At 73.5% G+C, this 19089-nt stretch carries 16 protein-coding genes and 1 pseudogene; 6 read left to right on the top strand and 11 right to left on the bottom strand.

Annotation, left to right across the window (positions count from 1 at the left end):
* Nucleotides 1-31 precede the first annotated feature (31 nt).
* From ABZX65_RS28405 to ABZX65_RS28425, 5 genes are read right to left on the bottom strand one after another with little or no spacing between them, the layout of a single operon-like run.
* Nucleotides 32-1129: a branched-chain amino acid ABC transporter permease gene (locus tag ABZX65_RS28405; protein ID WP_355345968.1), complete on the bottom strand. Its 1098-nt coding sequence runs from the start codon at nt 1127-1129 to the stop codon at nt 32-34.
* Complete coding sequence (locus ABZX65_RS28410) at nt 1126-2013, bottom strand: branched-chain amino acid ABC transporter permease (RefSeq protein WP_355345971.1); 888 nt, start codon at nt 2011-2013, stop codon at nt 1126-1128. Before ABZX65_RS28410 ends, ABZX65_RS28405 begins: the two co-directional genes overlap by 4 nt.
* Entirely contained in the window at nt 2013-2864 is an 852-nt protein-coding gene (locus ABZX65_RS28415) for an ABC transporter ATP-binding protein (protein ID WP_355345974.1), read from the bottom strand. The genes ABZX65_RS28410 and ABZX65_RS28415 overlap by 1 nt, the downstream gene beginning before the upstream one ends.
* Entirely contained in the window at nt 2861-3613 is a 753-nt protein-coding gene (locus ABZX65_RS28420; RefSeq protein WP_355345977.1) for an ABC transporter ATP-binding protein, read from the bottom strand. The genes ABZX65_RS28415 and ABZX65_RS28420 overlap by 4 nt, the downstream gene beginning before the upstream one ends.
* A gap of 3 nt (nt 3614-3616) precedes the next feature.
* Entirely contained in the window at nt 3617-4927 is a 1311-nt protein-coding gene (locus ABZX65_RS28425; protein ID WP_355345980.1) for a substrate-binding domain-containing protein, read from the bottom strand.
* Nucleotides 4928-5175: 248 nt separating this feature from the next.
* On the opposite strand from ABZX65_RS28425, the gene ABZX65_RS28430 reads away from it, so the two are divergent.
* Nucleotides 5176-5949: a CoA transferase subunit A gene (locus ABZX65_RS28430; protein ID WP_355345983.1), complete on the top strand. Its 774-nt coding sequence runs from the start codon at nt 5176-5178 to the stop codon at nt 5947-5949.
* Between the two features lie 2 nt (nt 5950-5951).
* Nucleotides 5952-6602, top strand: coding sequence for a 3-oxoacid CoA-transferase subunit B (locus tag ABZX65_RS28435; protein WP_355345986.1), 651 nt, complete (start codon nt 5952-5954; stop codon nt 6600-6602).
* A 38-nt stretch (nt 6603-6640) separates the two neighbouring features.
* Here the strand turns inward: ABZX65_RS28435 and ABZX65_RS28440 are convergent, their stop codons facing one another.
* From ABZX65_RS28440 to ABZX65_RS28455, 4 genes and pseudogenes are all read right to left on the bottom strand, one after another.
* Nucleotides 6641-7543 carry an alpha/beta hydrolase gene (locus ABZX65_RS28440; RefSeq protein WP_355345989.1) on the bottom strand — a complete coding sequence of 301 codons (903 nt, stop codon included), beginning with the start codon at nt 7541-7543 and terminating at the stop codon, nt 6641-6643.
* A gap of 98 nt (nt 7544-7641) precedes the next feature.
* Nucleotides 7642-8350: pseudogene (locus tag ABZX65_RS28445) on the bottom strand (FAD:protein FMN transferase).
* A gap of 44 nt (nt 8351-8394) precedes the next feature.
* Complete coding sequence (locus ABZX65_RS28450) at nt 8395-8943, bottom strand: FMN-binding protein (protein WP_355345992.1); 549 nt, start codon at nt 8941-8943, stop codon at nt 8395-8397.
* 91 nt (nt 8944-9034) lie between these two features.
* Nucleotides 9035-10402 (bottom strand): ferredoxin reductase family protein, encoded by a 1368-nt coding sequence (locus tag ABZX65_RS28455; protein WP_355345995.1) that lies wholly within the window; start codon nt 10400-10402, stop codon nt 9035-9037.
* A gap of 271 nt (nt 10403-10673) precedes the next feature.
* Between ABZX65_RS28455 and ABZX65_RS28460 the strand changes: the two genes are divergently transcribed.
* A complete protein-coding gene (locus tag ABZX65_RS28460) occupies nt 10674-11417 on the top strand; it encodes a response regulator transcription factor (protein WP_355345998.1) in 744 nt (247 codons plus the stop codon).
* A gap of 74 nt (nt 11418-11491) precedes the next feature.
* Entirely contained in the window at nt 11492-12958 is a 1467-nt protein-coding gene (locus ABZX65_RS28465; protein ID WP_355346080.1) for a HAMP domain-containing sensor histidine kinase, read from the top strand.
* A 69-nt stretch (nt 12959-13027) separates the two neighbouring features.
* On the opposite strand, the gene ABZX65_RS28470 is transcribed toward ABZX65_RS28465, so the two are convergent.
* Entirely contained in the window at nt 13028-14761 is a 1734-nt protein-coding gene (locus ABZX65_RS28470; protein WP_355346001.1) for a glycoside hydrolase family 9 protein, read from the bottom strand.
* A gap of 118 nt (nt 14762-14879) precedes the next feature.
* Complete coding sequence (locus tag ABZX65_RS28475; RefSeq protein WP_355346004.1) at nt 14880-16505, bottom strand: metallophosphoesterase family protein; 1626 nt, start codon at nt 16503-16505, stop codon at nt 14880-14882.
* A gap of 294 nt (nt 16506-16799) precedes the next feature.
* Here ABZX65_RS28475 and ABZX65_RS28480 point away from each other — a divergent pair, with 294 nt between their 5' ends.
* Both ABZX65_RS28480 and ABZX65_RS28485 read left to right on the top strand, forming a co-directional pair.
* On the top strand, nt 16800-18857 hold the full coding sequence (locus ABZX65_RS28480) for a phosphocholine-specific phospholipase C (protein WP_355346007.1): 2058 nt from the start codon (nt 16800-16802) through the stop codon (nt 18855-18857).
* Between the two features lie 73 nt (nt 18858-18930).
* Entirely contained in the window at nt 18931-19089 is a 159-nt protein-coding gene (locus ABZX65_RS28485) for a hypothetical protein (RefSeq protein WP_355346083.1), read from the top strand.

A 19089-nucleotide genomic window follows, 5' to 3' on the forward strand; every position in this document is an offset into this window, starting at 1 on the left:
GGACCGCCTCCCGGCCGCGACCGCCTCCCGGTCAGCTCCTCTTCCGCGCCGCCGCGCGCAGCCGTTGCGGCAGACGGGCCACGCCGCCGGGCAGCACGTAGACGACCACGACGAACAACGTGCCGAGCAGGAACAGGGGCTGGGAGAGCGGGACCCGCAGGACCGAGGGCAGACCGGCGACCGAGCCGGAGCCCGCGAGGTCGCCGAGCCGGTGGTCGGCCCAGGTGTAGAGGACCCCGCCGATCAGCGGGCCCCAGCGCGAGCCGGAGCCGCCGAGGACGACCATCACCAGCAGCGACAAGGTGAAGTCGGAGGTGGTGGTCTGCGGGGTGGCGCCGCCGGTCAGCAGCAGATGGACGATGCCGCCGACCGCGGCCAGCGCGCCCGCCAGCACGAAGGCCGTCAGCTTGAAACCGTACGGCCGCAGGCCCAGCACCTCCACCCGGCGCTCGTTCTCCTTGATGCCCTCCCAGACCCGCCCGGTGGGGGAGCGGACCGCCCAGTGCACGACGGCGACGGTCACCACGAGGTAGGCGAGCGCGATCCAGTAGAGATTGACGGTGTGCTCGATGCCGACGAGTGACGCGGGCAGCCTGTCCGCGGGCACCGCCCGGCCCTCCTCGCCGCCGGTCACCCCGCCCGGGTCGCGCTCCACCAGGATCGAACCGGCCTGCGCGAAGGCGAGCGTGACCATCGAGAAGGCGATCCCGCTCACCCGCAGCGACACCGAGCCCAGCAGCGCGGCCAGCGCGATCCCGAAGAGCAGCCCCAGCACGGCGGCGGCGCCGAACGGCAGCCCGGCCTCGATCATGATGACGTCGGTGGCGTACGAGCCCGCGGCGAAGTACAGCGCGTGGCCGAACGAGAGCAGGCCCGTACGGCCGAGCAGCAGGTCGTATCCGGTCGCGAGCGCGCCGAACACCAGGCACAGCGCGAGGAGTTGAAGGCTGCCCGCGCTGCCGATCGGCCCGTCGAGCAGGCCCGGCAGCGGCAGCGAGCTGTACGGGGCCGCGAGCAGCGCGGCCAGGGCGGCGGCGGGCCACCAGCGGGTGACCCGGCGCAGTTGTCCGGCCGGCGCGGGCGCCGCCTGGACGCGCGGCTCCTCGCGGGTCGGGGTTGCGGTGGTCATGCGAGCCTCCCGGTGGCGCCGTGCGGCCGGAGCAGCAGCAGCGCCGCGAGCAGGACGACGACCGCGAGATCGCCGAGCCCCGACGCGGTGTAGTAGTTGGCGAACTGCTGGACGAGGCCCACGCCGACGGCCGCGAGCGCGGCGCCCGACACCGACCCCATGCCGCCCATGACGACCACGACGAAGGCGAAGATCAGCAGCGAGGTGCCCTGGCCCGGGTCGACCGAGCCGTAGTACAGCCCGCCCAGCGCGCCGCCGAGCGCCGCCGCGGCCCCGCCGATCGCGAAGACCAGGGTGAAGGCGCGCCGGACGTCGATGCCGAGCGCGGTGACCATCGCCCGGTCCTCGACCCCGGCCCTGACGACGAGGCCGTGCCGGGTGCGGCCGAGGAACAGCCGCAGCGCCAGCAGGACGAGCACCGCGGCGCCGATCAGCACCAGCCGGTTGACGGGGACGCGCGCGCCGAACAGTCCGAAGGTGCCGGACAGGGCCGCGGGTCCGGGGAAGGTGCGCGCGTCGGCGCCCCAGATCGCCGACAGCAGCGCGGGCACCGCGAGCCCCACCCCGACGGTGGCGAGGACCTGCTCGCGCGGCCGTTCGTACAACGGGCGGATCAGGGCGAGTTCGAGCACCATCGCGGCGACGGTGCCCACAGCGGTGCCGAAGGCGACGGCGAGGACGAAGCCGAATCCGCCGGAGCCCGCGCCCGGCAGATGCCCGGAGGCGGCCCACCAGGTGCCGTACGCGCCGATCGACAGCAGCGCGCCGTGCGCGAAGTTCAGCACGTCCATCAGGCCGAAGATCAGGGAGAGGCCGGAGGCCACCAGGAAGTACAGGGCGCCGAGGCCGAGACCGGTGGCCGTGAGCAGCACGACGGTCGACATCAGGCGCCCGCCTCCCGTGCCGCGGACGGCGGTGGGTACGACCCGGCCGCGGCCTGGACGTGCGTCCCGGCGGCGTCGGTGGCGGATTCCCTGGCGGGATCGGGTGACACGGCCTCTGCCTCTCTCACGTGCGCGTCCGCGCCCTTGCGTCCGACGCCCAGCAGCCTGCGGGTCGCCTCGGGATCGGCGAGCAGGTCGGCGGCGGGGCCGCGGTGCGCGGTCCTGCCGTCCGCCAGCACCACGCAGTGCTCGGCGAGCCGCCGTACCATCGCTAGATTCTGCTCGACCAGCAGCACCGGCACCGCCTGCGCGGCCCGCTCCAGCACCCGCGCCACCTCGGTGACGACCTTCGGCGCCAGGCCCTTGGTGGGCTCGTCGGCGATGATCAGCCGGTTGCCGTTGAGCAGGGTGCGGCCGATCGCGACCATCTGCTGCTGCCCGCCGGACAGCGTCCCCGCGCGCTGCGCCGCCCGCTGCCGCAGCTCGGGGAACAGTTCGTGCACCAGCGCGTAGGCGGGCTCGCCCGCGCCGCGCCGTTCGGCCAGCCGCAGATTCTCCGCGACGGTCAGCGCCGCGAAGACCCCGCGGTCCTCCGGCGCGTAGCCGATCCCTCGCCGCACCAGGGCGTGCGTGGCGAGCCGTACCGTCTCCTGACCGGCGAAGCGCACGCTGCCGCTGCGCGGCACCAGGCCCAGCACGCCGCGCACCGTCGTGGTCTTGCCCGCGCCGTTGCGGCCGAGCAGCGCGGTCACCCCGCTCGCGGCGACGTCGAGGTCCACGCCGTGCAGGATGTGACGGCCGCCGATGACGACCTTCAAGTCCCGTACGGCCAACAGGGGTTCGACGGTCACAGCGCCTCCCCGAGATAGGCCAGCTGCACGGTGGCGTCGGCCGTGACGGCCTGCGGGGTGTCGAGCGCGAGCAGGGTGCCGTGGTGCATCACCGCGAGCCGGTCGGCCAGGCCGAGCAGCACGTCCATGTGGTGCTCGACCATCAGGACCGTGCGGCCCTCGTCGCGGTGCAGCGAGCGGATCAGCGCGGTCAGGGCCGGCACCTCCTCGGCGCTGACCCCGGCCATCGGCTCGTCGAGCAGCATCACGCGCGGCTCGCCGACCAGCAGCACCGCCAGCTCCAGCTTCCGTTTCTCGCCGTGCGACAGCGCGCTCGACAGCGCCTCGGCGCGGTGCCCGAGCCCCGTGCGCTCCAGCACCTGCCCGACCTGCCGCGCGTATCCCGCGGCGCGCCGCCAGATCCGGTACGAGCCGCCGCCCGCCGCCTGGGCGGCCAGCCGCACATGGTCGGCGACCGTCATTCCGGGCCACAGACTGGACGTCTGGAACGTCCGCCCCAGCCCGCGCCGCGCCCTGGCCGGGACGCTCTCGGCGGTGATGTCCGCGCCGTCGAGCCCGATGGACCCCCGACTGGCCGGTACGAGACCGCTGATCAGGTTGAACAGGGACGTCTTTCCCGCGCCGTTGGGACCGATGAAGGCCAGGAACTCGCCCTCGCGCACCTCAAAGGACACCTCGTCCACGATGGTCGCGCCGCCGACCGACCAGCCCACGTCACGCAGCCGGAGTACCGGGGCCGTGCTCGTCACCGGTCAGCCCGCCATCTGCTTCGAGGGCGGGTTCACCGCGTCCTTGGGCAGCCTGCTGATCAGCTCCGGCTTCGCGGCGGCGCCCGTGCCGTTCAGCTTCGCCGTGAACATCGGCTGGAGCAGCGCGTGGTCCACCGCCCTGATCTGCTCGTCGCCCTTGGGGCCCTCGAACGACCAGCCCTCCAGCGCCTTCGCCATCGCGGTCGGGCTGTCCGCGCCGCCCGCCTCCACCGCGTGCACGATCATCTGCGCGGCGGTGAATCCGTCCGGGCTGAACAGGTCGGGCGTGCCGCCCGCCTTGGTGACGCCGTCGAGCATCGCCGTCTCCACCGCGTTGTGCGCGGCGCCGGGGAAGTAGTGCGCGAGGAAGGAGATCTTGGACCCGGCCGCGCCGAACAGCGGGTACGAGGCGGTGCCCGCCAGGCCCGTCACGACCTTGGTCGAGGTCACCACGCCCTGCTGGTCGAGCGCCGTCCACAGCGCGGGCGCGCTGGCCCCGGCCCAGGCGACGAAGACCAGATCCGGCTTCTTCGACTTGACCTGCTGCGCGAACGGCGTCAGATCGCCCGCGCTCGGCGGCGCCAGCACCGAGTCAACGGTCGCGCCCTGCCCGCCCAGCACCTCCTTCACGGCGGTGACATTCGCCTGCCCGAAGGCGGAGTTCTGGGTCAGCACGGTGACCCTCTTGCCCTTGGAGTCGCCCAGCAGCGACCCGGCGGTGAGGATGTCCTGGTACGACTGCCTGCCGGAGCGGAAGGTGTACGCGTTCACGCCGGTCAACGCGTCGGTGGCGGCGGGTCCCGCGATGTACAGCACCTTGTTCTGGGCGGCCAGCGGGGCCAGTTGGAGCGCCACGCCCGAGTCGGTGGTGCCCGCGATGATGTGCGTGCCCTTGCCGATCAGGGTCTTGGCCGCGGCGACGGCCTTCGCGGGGTCGCCCGCGTCGTCCTGCTCGACCACCTCGATCCGGTGGCCGCCCGCCGTGCCCTTGCCGTGAGTGGCGTACGCCAGACCGGCGTTGAAGCCGTCCAGATACTGCTTGCCGTAGGCGGCCAGCGGCCCGCTGCGCGAGTAGACCAGGCCCACCTTGACCGCCGAGTCGCTCGTGCCGTCGGAGGACTTGGCGCTGCCCGCCGTCCCCGCGGCGCTGCATCCGGCGAGCAGCACACCCGCGGTCAGCACGGCCAGCGCCGGTACGGTCCGAGTACGGAAGGCGCCCGGCCCGTTCGTCGGGCGCGGCCGACGGGACGCGGCCGGTTCGCTCGAACGGCTCGCTCGGCTCGATCTGTTGGTGCTCGATGTGCTGCGACGCATGGCGACCGGCTCCCGGGGAGGTGGATTGTTGCGCAAACCGTAGAAGCGCCCCGCCGAACCGGACATGTGGGCGGCACACGCTCCTTCCCCGCGAGCCATGTCGACAGGGACCATGGCGGCGCCGCTGCGCCGTCGCAAAGGTGACAGGGCGGGCGCCAGGGGCCGGGTCACGCCCGGCACGGCGGCCCGGCGCACCCTCAACTCACGCTCGACACACCCTCGATGACCCCTGCGGGGAAGGCGGACGCATGGACAAGGTGGTGGCCTCGGCCGCCCGCGCGGTGGCGGACATCCCGGACGGCGCGACACTCGCCGTCGGCGGATTCGGCCTGTGCGGCATCCCGTCGGCGCTGATCGCGGCGCTCGCCGCGGCGGGCCCGACGGATCTGCGGGTCGTCTCCAACAACTGCGGAGTGGACGACTGGGGACTCGGCCTGCTGCTCGGACTCGGCCGGATCTCGCGGGCGACCTCCTCGTACGTCGGCGAGAACAAGGAGTTCGCCCGGCGCTATCTGACGGGCGAGCTGGAGGTGGAACTCACCCCGCAGGGCACCCTCGCGGAACGGCTGCGCGCGGGCGGCTGCGGCATCCCGGCCTTCTACACCCCGGCGGGCGCCGGTACCCAGGTCGAGGAGGGCGGCCTGCCCTGGCGGTACGCGGCGGACGGCACGGTCGCGGTCGCCTCGCCGCCCAAGGAGGTACGGGACTTCGGCGGCGTACGCCATCTGCTGGAGGAGGCCATCACCGCCGACTTCGCGCTGGTCCGGGCGGCCGTCGCCGACCGGCACGGCAACTGCGCCTTCCACGCCGCCGCCCGCAACTTCAACCCGCTGTGCGCGATGGCCGGCCGGATCACCCTGGTGGAGGCCGAACGCATCGTGCAACCGGGCGAGTTGCCGCCGGACGCCGTCCATCTGCCCGGTGTGTACGTCGACCGCGTCGTGGCCGCCGATCCGACCGACAAACGCGTCGAGCGACGCACCGTCCGTACCGCCCACGCCACCTCCGACCGGGAGAACTGACCGTGCCACTCGACCGCGACCGACTCGCCGCCCGCGCCGCCCGCGAACTGCGCGACGGCCAGTACGTGAACCTCGGCATCGGCCTGCCCACGCTCGTCCCCGGCCACCTGCCCGCCGGGACCCAGGTGGTGCTGCACTCGGAGAACGGCGTCCTGGGCGTCGGCCCCTACCCGTACGACGGCGACGAGCACCCCGACCTGATCAACGCGGGCAAGGAGACGGTCACCGTGGCACCCGGCGCCGCGTACTTCGACTCCGCCGCCTCCTTCGGCATGGTGCGCTCCGGCCGGATCGACGTGTCGGTGCTCGGCGCCATGCAGGTCTCCGCCCGCGGTGACCTGGCGAACTGGATGATCCCCGGCAAGATGGTCAAGGGCATGGGCGGGGCCATGGACCTCGTGCACGGTGCCCGCCGGATCGTGGTGGTCATGGAACACACCGCCAAGGACGGCTCCCCGAAGATCGTCGGGGAACTGACCCTGCCCGCCACCGGCCGCCGCGTCGTGCACCGCGTGATCACCGACCTCGCGGTCCTCGACGTCACCCCCGAAGGACTGCGGCTGGCCGAACTGGCCCCCGGCGTCGGCGTGGAGGAGGTACGGGCGGCGACCGGGGCGGACCTGCTGGTGCCGGACGCGGTGGCGCGGGGCTGACTGACCGCCCTGCGCCGTACGGGCCGCGGCCCGGAGGATCAGCTCCGGGCCGCGGCCGCCGTGCGCCGTACCGCGTCCGTCAGGTGCCCGGCCACCAGGCGGGCGCCGGGCTCGCCGAGCAGCACCGAGTAGTGGTTGACGCCCGGGACGAAGTGCAGGGCGATCCCCTCCGCCACCAGGCCGCTCGCCGCGATCACCTCGGGCGCGTACAGCCCGGTCGGCTCGTCCGACAGCCCCCGCTCGGCCCACAACAGCCGGGTGGGGAGGGTGATTTCGTGGATCGCGGCGAAGACGTCCGGGTTGCGCAGCTCGTCCGCCGCGTCCTCGCGGATCGCGTCCGCCCGGCACGCCGACCTCAAGTGCGGTGCCTCGCCGGTGAGATCGCGGTCGAGATACGCGGCGAGCAGCGGCCCGCCGAGCGTGCTGAACGCCGGGTGCTCCGCCCAGAAGGCGTGGTAAGCGGCGCGGTCGGCGAACTCCATCTCCAGCTTGCGCATCGCGGGTCCGACCACGGCGTGCAGCACCGCGTCGATGTCCACGCCCGCGGGTACGGGGAAGCCCAAGCCGCCGTCGACCAGCACGAGTTCGCAGTAGCGGCCCGGATCGCGGCGCGCGGCGACGCACGCCGCGTAGCCGCCCATGGAGTGCCCGGCCAGCACCGCCCGTTCGACGCCGAAGCGGTCGAGCACCGCGAGCATGTCGTCGGCGTGCCGGGCCATCGAACAGGCGCCCGCCACCTCCCGGCTGAGCCCGCGCCCGCGCAGGTCGGGCGCCAGGATCTCGACCCCGTCGAGCGCTTCGGCGACCTGCGCCCAGGCCAGGCCGTTGCTGGCGATCCCGTGCAGCGCCAGCACCACAGGGCCGCCCGCGGGGCCCGGCCAGCGCCGTACCGCCAGCCGTCCGCCCGGCACCTCGACGCCGACATCCTCGAATTCCCGCATGCGCGCTCCCGCGATCCGCTCGCGCCGTCCCGTACGGCCCGAGCAGGATAGGGGCCGATCCGGCGGCCGGGCATGGGCGCGGCCCACACAGCGGGGGTTCAGGGTGTGTGGGCGGCGGTGGTCACGCCGTAACCGGCGGTCTGCCATGTGGCGCCGTCCGCCGCGACCGCGAAGCCCTCGGTGTCGGGGAGGGATTCGAGCCAGCGGCGGGCGCGGGCGGGGCCCATCGCGTAGCCGGCGGTGGCGCGGGCGTCCGCGTCGGTCAGGCCGCGGCAGACCACGGTGAGGGAGGCGAGCGCGGGGGCGGGCGGCTGATGGGTGAAGGGGTCCAGGATGTGGCAGCCGCGCTCGGCGGGACCCGAGGTGGCGACGGCCAGTTCGCCGTCGGTGTGCACCACGCGGACCAGCGCGCCCGGCCGCAGCGGGTCGGCGACACCGATCCGCCAGGGGCCGCCGTACACCTGTACGTCGCCCCCGCCATTGAGGCACACCGCGTCGGCGCCCGCGGAGGCCAGCATGGCGACGGCCCGCTCCACCGCCCACCCCTTCACCAGCCCGGTCGGGTCGAAGCCGCCCGCGTACCCCGTACTGAACCAGCCGTGACTGAGCCGTCCGGCCGTCTCGCACAGCGCCAGCACCTCCCGCACGTCGGGGGAGCAGGCCGACATCGTGAGTGTGCCGGCGGCGAGCCGGCTGATCTGGCTGTCGGGGCGGTAGGTGGAGAAGACCTCGTCGACGTGGTGCAGCCAGGCCGCCGCCGCGTGCAGCGCCGCCGCCCCGCACGTCGAAGGAGAAGACCGTGCCCATCGTGTGTTCCACCCGGCGCGGCCGGGCCCGCGTGTCGGACACGGTCAGACCCCCGCCTTGTCCAACGCGCTCTGGAGCGACCGCACATACCCCTCGCTGGTGTACGTCGCCCCGGACACGGTGTCGATCTTCGCGCTCTGCGCGGCCAGCGTCTCCTGGGTGAGCTGCGGGATCGCGAAACCGGAGATCTCACCGTCCCTGGGATTGTCGTTCGGCAACTGAACGGCCTTCACCGCGGTGATCTTGCCGCCGGTGAGGGTGAGCCGGAGCTGGACGGGACCGTAGCGGGTCTGCGCGGTGTCGCCGTCGACCGTCCTGGTGCCCGAAGTCCCCTTCGAGGACGAGCCGTTGGACGGGCCATTGGAGGAACCGCTGGACGAGCCGTTGGAGGAACCGCTGGACGGGCCGTTGGAGGAGCCGGACGTCCCCGACGTCGCGGACGGCGCCGGTGCGGGGGCCGCGGAGCCCGCGGCCACGTCACCCGCGCTCGCCGTCGTGTGCGGCTTGAGGGTCAGCAGCAGCACCACGCCGGCGACGGTGGCCAGGGTGCTCAACAGGACGCGCCGCAAAGGGCGGGCGGGAAAGGCGCTCATGGACGGCTCTCACCTCGGTTCACCATCTGGCTCACGACATGGCTCACGACATGGCTCACGGCAGGGTTCACGGCATGGTTCACGGCACGGCTCACAGTTCGAAGGACTCGTGATGGATGTGGCGGGCCGGGACACCCGCCGCGCGCAGCGCCTCGTACGACGCCCGCGCCATTCCGGGCGGCCCGCACAGGAACACGTCGTGCCGCGCGATGTCCGGCAGCGTGGCGCGCAGGGTGTCCGCGCTGAGGACGGGCCGCCGGCCGTCGGGCGCGTTGACCGCGAAGTGCAGACGGGCGCCGCGCACGGCGGCGATCCGCTCCAGTTCGCCGCGCAGCGCCAGATCGGCCTCGGTGCGCGCCCGGTAGACCAGCGTCAGGTCGCCGGGCCCCGCGGGCAGCGACTCGAACAGCGCCCGCAATGGGGTCACCCCGACCCCGCCCGCGAGCAGCAGCACCTTCTGCCGGGTCCTGCGCTCCGCGGTCAGCGCGCCGTACGGTCCCTCGGCCCAGATGCGGGTGCCGGGCCGCAGCCCGGCCAGCGCCGTACTGTGCTCGCCCACCGCCTTCACGGTGATCCGCAGCAGGTCGGGACGCGGCGCGGCGGACAGCGAGTACGGGCTGGCCGTCCACCACAGGCCGGGCGTCAGGAACCGCCAGCGCAGGAACTGCCCCGGTCGCGCCGCCAGTTCGGGCAGCCGCCGGCCGCGTATGAGCACCGACACCACCCCCGGCGCCTCCCGTACCACCGACGCCACCCGCAGCCGGTGCCGCAGATTCAGCCGCTGCGGCACCAGCACCCGGTACCAGAGCGCCGCCGCCGCGACACCGAGGTACAGCGCGTACCAGAGCCCGCGCGCGACCGTGCCGCCCGCGAAGTCCGCGCCGAGCGCGAGCTGGTGCCAGAAGGCCAGGAAGATCGCCAGATACGTCAGCAGGTGCAGGTAGTACCAGGTCTCGTAGCGGACCTTGCGGCGTACCGCGCGTACCGACACCGCGCCGACGACCAGCAGGAGCAGACCGCCGATCGTGCCCTTGAGCATGTCCGGATAGGTGAACACCACCGTCCATGTCTCGCCGAGCACCGAGGCGTGCGCCTGCGCCGCGTAACCCCACAGGATCAGCGTGATGTGCGCGATCAGCAGGCAGACGGTGTAGCGCCCGGCCATCGCGTGCCAGCGCGCCACCCGGTCGCTGCCCACCCCCTGCTCAAGTGCGGGAATCCGGGCCATCAGGCCGACCAGCAGCGCGCAGCAGTAACCGGTCAGCAGCCCGGCGATCCGGCCCGCGCCGATCAGCCAGCCCGCGGGGCCGACGACCGACGACGTGTCCTGCCACCACAGCGCGATCACGGCCGCCGCGCCCGCCCAGCCCAGGGCCAGCACCACGACGGCCGGTGACCGCCTGCCGGGATACGTCACCGCGTGCCGCGCGGTGGTGCGGGGGCTGTGGGTGCCGCTCATGTCGTGCCGCTCACGGTGGTTCCCTTCCTGGTCGTACGCTTGCCACTGTGCGGGCGGAACCTCTGAGCCAGCTCTGAATCCGCGCCCCGGCCGCGGACTCACAGGTGATCCAGAGGCTCACGGCGGCCCGCGGGACCCGTGGTGACGGCGCCGCGCGGGCGGCTCGCTCACCGATCGGCGACAGGACTCACACGACCCACAGGACTCACAGGGAACGCAGAGGCGCCCGCCCTCGCCGCGCGACCGCCCGCCGGGCGATGCTGGAAGGACCATGGACATCACAGACAGCGCGGCACCGCACCCCCTCGCCCACCCGGACGGCTCCCCGGTCCGGGTCCTCGTCGTGGACGACGAACCCGACCTCGCCGAAGTGCTGTCCGGTGTCCTCGCCTACGAGGGCTGGCAGGTGCGCACCGCCGGTGACGTCGCCTCCGCGGTCGCCGAGGCGCGGGCCTTCCGTCCCGACGCGGTCGTGCTCGACGTGATGCTTCCCGACGGCGACGGCCTGTCCGTACTGCGCCGGCTCCGTGCGAGCCAGCCCGAGGTGTGCGTGCTGTTCCTCACCGCGCGCGACTCCGTCGAGGACCGCATCGCGGGCATCACGGCGGGCGGCGACGACTACGTCACCAAGCCGTTCAGCCTGGAGGAACTGCTGGCCAGGCTGCGCGGACTGCTGCGCCGGGCGGGCATGACCAGGGCGCGCGGCGACGCGGCCGTCCTCACCGTCGGCGATCTCGTCATGGACGAGGACGCGCGGGAGGTGACGCGCGGCGGGGCGGTCGTCGAGCTGTCCCCGACCGAGTTCGAGCTGCTGCGGTACCTGATGCGCAATCCGCGCCGGGTACTGAGCAAGGCACAGATCCTCGACCGCGTGTGGTCGTACGACTTCGGCGGCCAGGCACATGTGGTCGAGCTGTACATCAGCTACCTGCGCCGCAAGATCGACAGCGGTCGCGAGCCGATGATCCACACGGTGCGCGGCGCGGGCTACCTGCTGAAGGCGCCGCCGTGGTGAGGCGGCCGTCGCCGCGCACCGGCCGTCGCTCCACGCCGCTCGCTTTCGCGTCGCGGGTCCTCGTACCGCGCACGCTGCGCGCCCGGCTCACCTGCGGCCTCGTGGTGCTGCTCGCGCTGAGCTGCGCCGCCGTGGGCATCGCGGCGGTCGTCGCACTGCGGTCCTTCCTCGGCGAACGGCTCGACCAGCAGCTCTCGGAGGCCGGGGGCGCGTTCCCCGCCAGCCTGGAACACGCGCACGGCGCGGGGGAGCCGGACGCGGACAACGTCCATGTGGACACCCGCCGCCAGGCGCGCGGCACCTTCGGGGCGCGGCTGCTCAAAGGCCGGGTCACGGCCGCCGCCGTGGTCCGCGCGGGCACGGACACCACGGTACGGCTGACCCCCGACGACCGGACCGCCCTCGCGGCGGTCCCCGTCGACGGCCACTGCCACCGGGTCGATCTGTCCTCGCTCGGCGACTACCAGGTCAAAGCGGTGGCGGGCGACGACGGGGACGTCCTGATCACCGGGCTGCCCCGGCAGGGCATCGAGGACGCCGAGACGCGGCTGATCGCGGTGGAGGCGGCCGTCTTCGGCGGCGCGCTGGTCGTGGCGGGGGCCGCGGGCGCCTTCTGGGTGCGCTGGTCGCTGCGACCGCTGCGCCGGGTGGCCGCGACCGCCGCCTCGGTGACCGCGCTGCCGCTGGACAGCGGAGAGGTGGCGCTGCCCGACCGGGTGCCCGACACCGACCCCGGGACCGAGGTCGGGCAGGTCGGCGCGGCCTTCAACCGCATGCTCGGACATGTCGAGGGCGCGCTGACCACCCGGCACGCCAGCGAGGAACGGCTGCGGCGCTTCGCCGCCGACGCCAGCCACGAACTGCGCACCCCGGTCGCCGCGATCCGCGGCCACGCGGAGCTGGCGCAGCGGCACCCCGGCCCGGTGCCGCCCGGTGTGACGCGGGCACTGGACCGGATCGCGGCGGAGTCCGCGCGGATGGGCGGCATGGTCGACGACCTGCTGCTGCTCGCCCGGCTCGACGCGGGCCGCCCGCTGGCCCGTGAGCCAGTCGACCTGACGCGCCTCGTCCTCGACGCGGTCGACGACGCCAGGGCCGCGGGCCCCGGCCACCGCTGGCTGCTGGACCTGCCCGCCGAACCGGTCACCGTCACCGGCGACGCCGCCCGGCTCCAGCAGATCACCGGGAATCTGCTGACCAACGCCCGTGTGCACACCCGCGAGGGGACCCGCGTCACCGTACGGCTGCGCCACGACGGCGCCGCGACCGTCCTCACCGTCGCGGACAACGGCGGCGGTGTCCCGCCCGCCATCCAGCGCACCGTCTTCGAACGCTTCGCCCGCGCCGACCACCACCGCGCCGACGACCGGCGCGCCGACCCCGCCGCCGGCCACGGCGCCGGTCTGGGCCTGGCCATCGTCACGGCGGTCGCCGCGGCCCACGGCGGCACGGTCACCCTCACCAGCGAGCCGGGCGACACCTCTTTCACGGTGACGCTCCCGGACGCGCCGCCCGAGCGGCCGGGAGCGTCGGCGGTCTGACGCGGGGTTCCGCGAGGCTTCCCGCGAGGCCGCCGCGCCGGTCCGGACACCGCCGCCCCGGCCGTTTCCTCAGCGGGCCGACGCCACCGCCAGCAGGAACCAGCCGGTGTGCGGGATCCACTGCTCGGCCCAGCGCCAGACCTCGGCCTCGGGGGCGTCGGCGGGAAGGAAGGCGATGTCGTCCTCGTCGGTCCAGCCGGAGGTGATGCCGTTGACGATGCCGCCGGGGATGTTGGGGAAGTCCGACTCGTAGTCGACATTGTGACGGCCGCGGCCGTGCAGCATCGAGACGTCGAAGGGGTTGCGGCCGGTGATCCAGGCGAGCTGGTCGTCGGCGAAGCCGAGCAGCAGGTCGCGGTCGGCCTGCGCCGTGCCGGGCAGGTCGGCGCAGGTGTTCGCGGCGGCGGCCAGCGAGGCGATGGTGGCGTTCTCGCCCTGCCACCAGTAGCCGGTCTCGTTGTCGTGCGGGAAGAAGAAGGCGTCGCGCGGTGTGCCCCCCGCGGGCTGCACGCGCTGTCGGGGATAGCCGAAGGGATTCGGCACCGAACGGGTCCTGGCCACGGTGTCGAGCACGGCCTCCAGGGCGAGCGCGCTCGCGGCCCCGGCCTCGGGCGCGTCCGGCAGCACGGCGGCGAAGCGGGCGAGGGCGAGCGCGGGCAGCCCGGCCTCGGCGGCGTGGAAGAACGGCCGCCCCTCGGCGTCCGCTCCGAACCAGCCGGGGCCGTGCGCGGGCCGTACGTACCGCGCCAGCAGGGACCGTACGCGCAGCCGGGCCGCGTCCCGCGCCGCGGCCGGGACCGTACCGCCGCCCGCCGCGACCAGCTCGCAGGCGGCCAGCAGCGCCGTGTAGTCGTCGAGCACCGTCTCGGCCCCGCCGACGACGTATTCGGTGTTGTGCGCCTCGAGGTGCGTGAAGCCCTCGACGGCCGCCGCCAGGTACTCGGGTCCGGTGAAGTCGCCGTGGTCGTCCAGGGTCGAGGCGCGGGCGAGGGCCGCGATGGCCAGGCCGCCGCCGTGCCGGTACGCGGCCTGGTAGCGGTCGGTGCGCACGCACTCCGGGAGCGGCGCCGTCACCACGCGTTCTTCGAGCCGCTTGGTGAGCGCGTCGAAGATTCCGGTGTAGAAGTAGCCCTCGGGGGAGCGGAAGCGGACCAGGAAGTCGGCGCCCCACAGCGCCTCGTCGCGCAGCCGCGCGCTCAACGAGCGGACCAGCAGCGGGTGTCGCTCGGCGACCGCGTCCCGCGCGGCCATCATGGCCCACGCGCACAGCGGGATCTGCTGCGGACTCATGGTGCGGGTGTACGTGAGGTGGCTGAGGAATTTGCTGGTGTCGCCGCTCGCGTCGAGCCAGCCGCCGCGCGCGTCGACCTCCCGGCCGCTGTCGTCGCCCCACAGCGCGGCGCGCCGGTCCTTGCGGTCGATCTCGCCGCTGGAGCGCATCGCCTTGAAGTACGCCAGCACGTCGGACATCGTCTGCCGCTGGAGCCGGTCGGCGGCCACCTCGAAGTCGTCCGAGACACAGGCACGGCCGCGGCCGTCGACCAGGCGGACCGCGTACCGGCCGGGCGCGAGGCCGGTGGGCAGCGGCACCCGGGCGAAGGGACCGCCGTGCCAGCCGGGCACGGACTCCAGCGGGCCGGGTTCCAGCTCGTGCAGCGAGCCGCCGTCGGCGCCGAGCAACTGCACGCGCCGCGGTGCCCTTCCGTCGGGCAGGACCGCCACGACCGCGGGTGCGCCGCCGAGTCCGTAACCGAGGTGCGCTACGCGTACCGCCGAGGTCTCCAAGCCGGTTTCGATGGGCACCTGCGGGCACCGTCCCTTCTCTCGTGCCCGCAAAGGTATGCAGTGGACTGCTATTGGTCAACAGTGATCGTGGGGGCGGCCGGGCACGCGCCCGGCCGCCCGGGAACAGCGCGCGACCTCAGTGCCGGCCGCCGTCCGACCGCTTGCGGTGCAGCGTGAACGTCTCGAAGACCGACAGCTCGCCGTTCGGCTTGTTCACGTTGTAGTACGTGACGTGCATCCGCGTGGTGTCGCCCGCGTGACGGCCCGGATCGACGGTGAACGCCGCGAAGCCGTAGGGGTGGTCGACATCGCGCACGCCCGCCCAGACCGCCTGCTCCCGCACGTACGTGGCCGTCCGCTTGCCGTTGGAGCCGGGCGTCGAGGAGACCGCGGTGATGACCTTGCCGGTGCCGTCCTTGAAGAACGACTGGTTGGTCGTGCCCGACACCCCGCCGCCGCCGAGCACCATGTGCACGGTGCCGAGACCGGTGTCGATGTCGTCGGTGGCGTGCGACACCGGGTTCGGCGTCAGCGTCTCGCTGCCGCCGACCACACCGCGAACGGCCAGCGACCGCTCGTAGTTGTGCTCGTGGCCGCAGACCACCAGGTCGACGCCGTAGCGGTCGAACAGCGGCCCGTACTTCTCGCGCAGGCCCAGGTCGGCGCCGTTGGCGTCCGTCGAGCTGACCATCACCTGGTGCATGGCGACGACCACCCAGTCGATGTCGCGGTCGGCCCGCGCCGTCCGCAACTCCTTCTCCAGGAAGGCGAGTTGACGGCCGCCGGAGTAGCCGTTGATGTAGACGTCGCCGCCGTCCTGGAGGCAGTTGTCGTCGTTCTGGAGCACGATCACCCGCACCGAACCGGCGGTGAACGCGTACCAGAGGTTGGCCAGTTCGCGGTCGCTCTCGGTCGACGGGAGCTGGAAGTACGTCTGGTACGCGCCGAGGCCGAGCGGGCCGTTCGCGGACTCGATCTCGTGGTTGCCCGCGGCGGGCATCCACGGCCGGAAGCGCGCCGAACGGCTGTTGTTGGTGAAGAAGTTGTTCCAGGTGCGGACCCGGTCGACGTCCAGATTCGCGTAGCACAGGTCGCCGTTGAGCAGGTGGAACAGCGGCGCGACCTGCTCGATGCCGGTGACGATGTCCTTGGTGGCGGGCGTGGAGTTGGCGTCGAGGCCCACCGCGCCGGTGCTGGTCCAGGTGACCTGCGGCGCCGACTGGTCGCCGAAGCTGGTGAAGGTCAGCGGCTGACGGCCGCGCGGCGCGGTCCTGAAGGTGCCGCTGTCCGGCGCGGCGCCGTCGTGCGACACCAGGTACAGGTACTCGGTGCCGGGCGAGAGCCGGTCGATCGCGGCGTGGTGCACGTACACGACCCGGCCGGACTTGCCGTCGCTGTAGGAGCGGGTCCGCGCCGAGGCGACCGACCCCAGACCGTGGCTGATCGTGCCGTACCGCACCCGCGGGCGCTTGACCGGGCCGTCGGTCAGCCAGGACACCACCATCTGGCTGCCGGGGTCCTTGCCGAAGGTGAGGTGCAGCCCCTGCACCGGGGACGCGCCGCTCGCGTCGGGCGTGGGGTGGAAGGCGGGGGCGGCGCTCGCGGGTGTGCCGGACGGGGACGGCGCGGCGGCGGACGCGGGGCCCGCGGTCAGCAGCGGCGCCGCGACCGCGCCGACACCCGCGGTGCCGAGCAGGCCGACGACCGTACGGCGGCTGAGGCGGTCTCCTGACGGACCCGGTGTCTCCATCTGTGCGACCATCGTTGCTCCTTGGTGCGGTGCGGGGTCTCGCGACACGAACCTCCGAAGGCTCCCGCCCGTCGGCGACGGCCAGTTGAACGCCGCCTGTCGCACACGCGGCGGAATCCTGTGACCCGCCGGGCGCGGCGAGAACCCGCCCCCCCCCGTCGAGCGAACGGCCGTGTGCGCCGGGCCTGTTCGTGACGCGTACCGCCCGCTGTCACGCGCCGGACACCGGCAGGTCGCCTGTGGTCGCTGCTGTGGGAGGACCCTGCACTGCGCGCATCCCCCTACCGCGAAGAGGTCCTCGGATCCATGTCTGAACTCAACCGGCGGCGGTTCCTCCAGATAGCCGGTGCCACCGCGGGCTTCACCGCCCTGTCCAGCAGCATCGCCCGCGCCGCCGCGATCCCGGCCAGCCGCAGGACCGGCACCCTCAAGGACATCGACCACATCGTCGTCCTGATGCAGGAGAACCGGTCCTTCGACCACTACTTCGGCGCGATGAAGGGGGTCCGCGGCTTCGGCGACCCGCGCCCGGTGTCCCTGCCCAACGGCAAGTCGGTGTTCCACCAGCCGGACGGCGACAAGGAGGTGCTGCCCTTCCACCCGGACGTGGACGACCTCGGCCTCCAGTTCATCGAGGGCCTCAACCACGAGTGGATCGGCAGCCACGCGGCCGTCAACGACGGCAAGTACGACCAGTGGATCCCCGCCAAGGGCACCGGCACGATGGCGCACCTGACGCGCGGCGACATCCCGTTCCACTACGCGCTCGCCGACGCCTTCACCGTCTGCGACGCGTACCACTGCTCGTTCACCGGCGGCACCGACCCCAACCGCTACTACATGTGGTCGGGATACACGGGCAACGACGGCAGGGGCAACGGCCCCGTGCTCGACAACTCCGAGGCCGGGTACGACTGGACGACCTACCCGGAGCGGCTGGAGAAGGCGAAGATCTCCTGGAAGGTCTACCAGGACATCGGCGACGGCCTGGACGGTGACCACTCCTGGGGCTGGATCCCGGACGCCTACCGCGGCAACTACGGGGACAACTCCCTGCTCTACTTCGACAATTACCGCAACGCTAAGCCCGGCGACGCGCTCTACGAGAAGGCCCGCACCGGAACCGACGCCAAGGCGGGCGACGGCTTCTTCGACGTGCTCAAGGCCGACGTCACGGCGGGCAGGCTGCCGCAGATCTCCTGGATCGCCGCGCCCGAGGCGTTCTCGGAGCACCCCAACTGGCCCGCGAACTACGGCGCCTGGTACATCTCGCAGGTTCTCGACGCGCTCACCTCCAACCCCGAGGTGTGGAGCAGGACCGCGCTGTTCATCACCTACGACGAGAACGACGGGTACTTCGACCACGTCGTCCCGCCCTTCGCCCCGCTCACCGCGGACGGCGGCGCCTCCACCGTCAGCACGCGGGGTGAGATCTTCCCGGGCAACGGCACCTACGCGGCCGGCGCGTACGGGCTCGGCCAGCGCGTCCCGATGCTGGTGGTCTCGCCCTGGAGCACCGGCGGCTACGTCTGCTCCGAGGTCTTCGACCACACCTCGATCATCCGCTTCATGGAGCGCCGCTTCGGCGTGCACGAGCCCAACATCTCGCCCTGGCGGCGTACCGTCTGCGGCGATCTGACCTCCGCCTTCGACTTCAAGCTCACGCGGGACCGGCCCCCGCACCTGCCCGGCACCGACGGCTACCGGCCGCCGGACGGCGACCGGCACGACAGCTACGTCCCGGTGCCGCCCGCCCGCCAGGCCGTGCCCACGCAGGAGCGCGGTGCTCGGCCGACCCGCCCGCTGCCGTACGCGCCGTTGGTCGACGCGGCCGTCACGCCGTCCACCGGCCTGGTCACCCTCACCTTCGGCGGCGGTGTCGCCGCGGGCGTCTGCTTCCACGTCACCGCCGCGGACCGCGCCGACGGCCCGTGGACGTACACCACCGAGGCGGGCAAGAAGCTCTCCGGCGCCTGGGAGACGGCCGCGACCGGCGGCGGCTACGACCTCACCGTGCACGGCCCCAACGGCTTCCTGCGCGCCTTCCGCGGCGCGGTCGCCACATCCGGCGCGGAGGTGACGGCCCGTCACGACGCCGCGAGCGAAAGGGTGGAGCTGACCATGAGCAACTCCGGCCGCCGCGACGTCCGGCTCACGGTCACCAACTCCTACGACGGCCGCCACCACACGTACGTGGTCCGCGCCGGGCGCCGCGAGACGCACTCGGTCGACGTCCGCGCGGGCAAGCGCTGGTACGACCTCACGGTGGTCGCCGACCACGACGCCGCGTTCCTGCGGCGCTTCGCGGGACACGTCGAGACGGGCCGCCCCGGCGTGAGCGACCCGGCGATCAGGACGCACTGACGGCGACCTGGGCAGCAGCGGCCGTCTCACCATCCAGCTCCGCGACGGCGACGTCGTCCTCGGCCCCGGTGAGCTGTACGTCGTCCCCGAGGGCGTCGAGCACTGCCCCCGCGCCGACGAGGAGACCGCCATCCTCCTGCTGGAGCCCGCGGGCATGCTGGAGCCCGCGGGCACCCTCAACACCGGCAGCGGGGGCGGCCCGCTGACCCTGGCGGCCGTCCCGCTGGACTGA

Source organism: Streptomyces sp. NPDC003300, assembly GCF_040610915.1.
Lineage (GTDB): Bacteria > Actinomycetota > Actinomycetes > Streptomycetales > Streptomycetaceae > Actinacidiphila.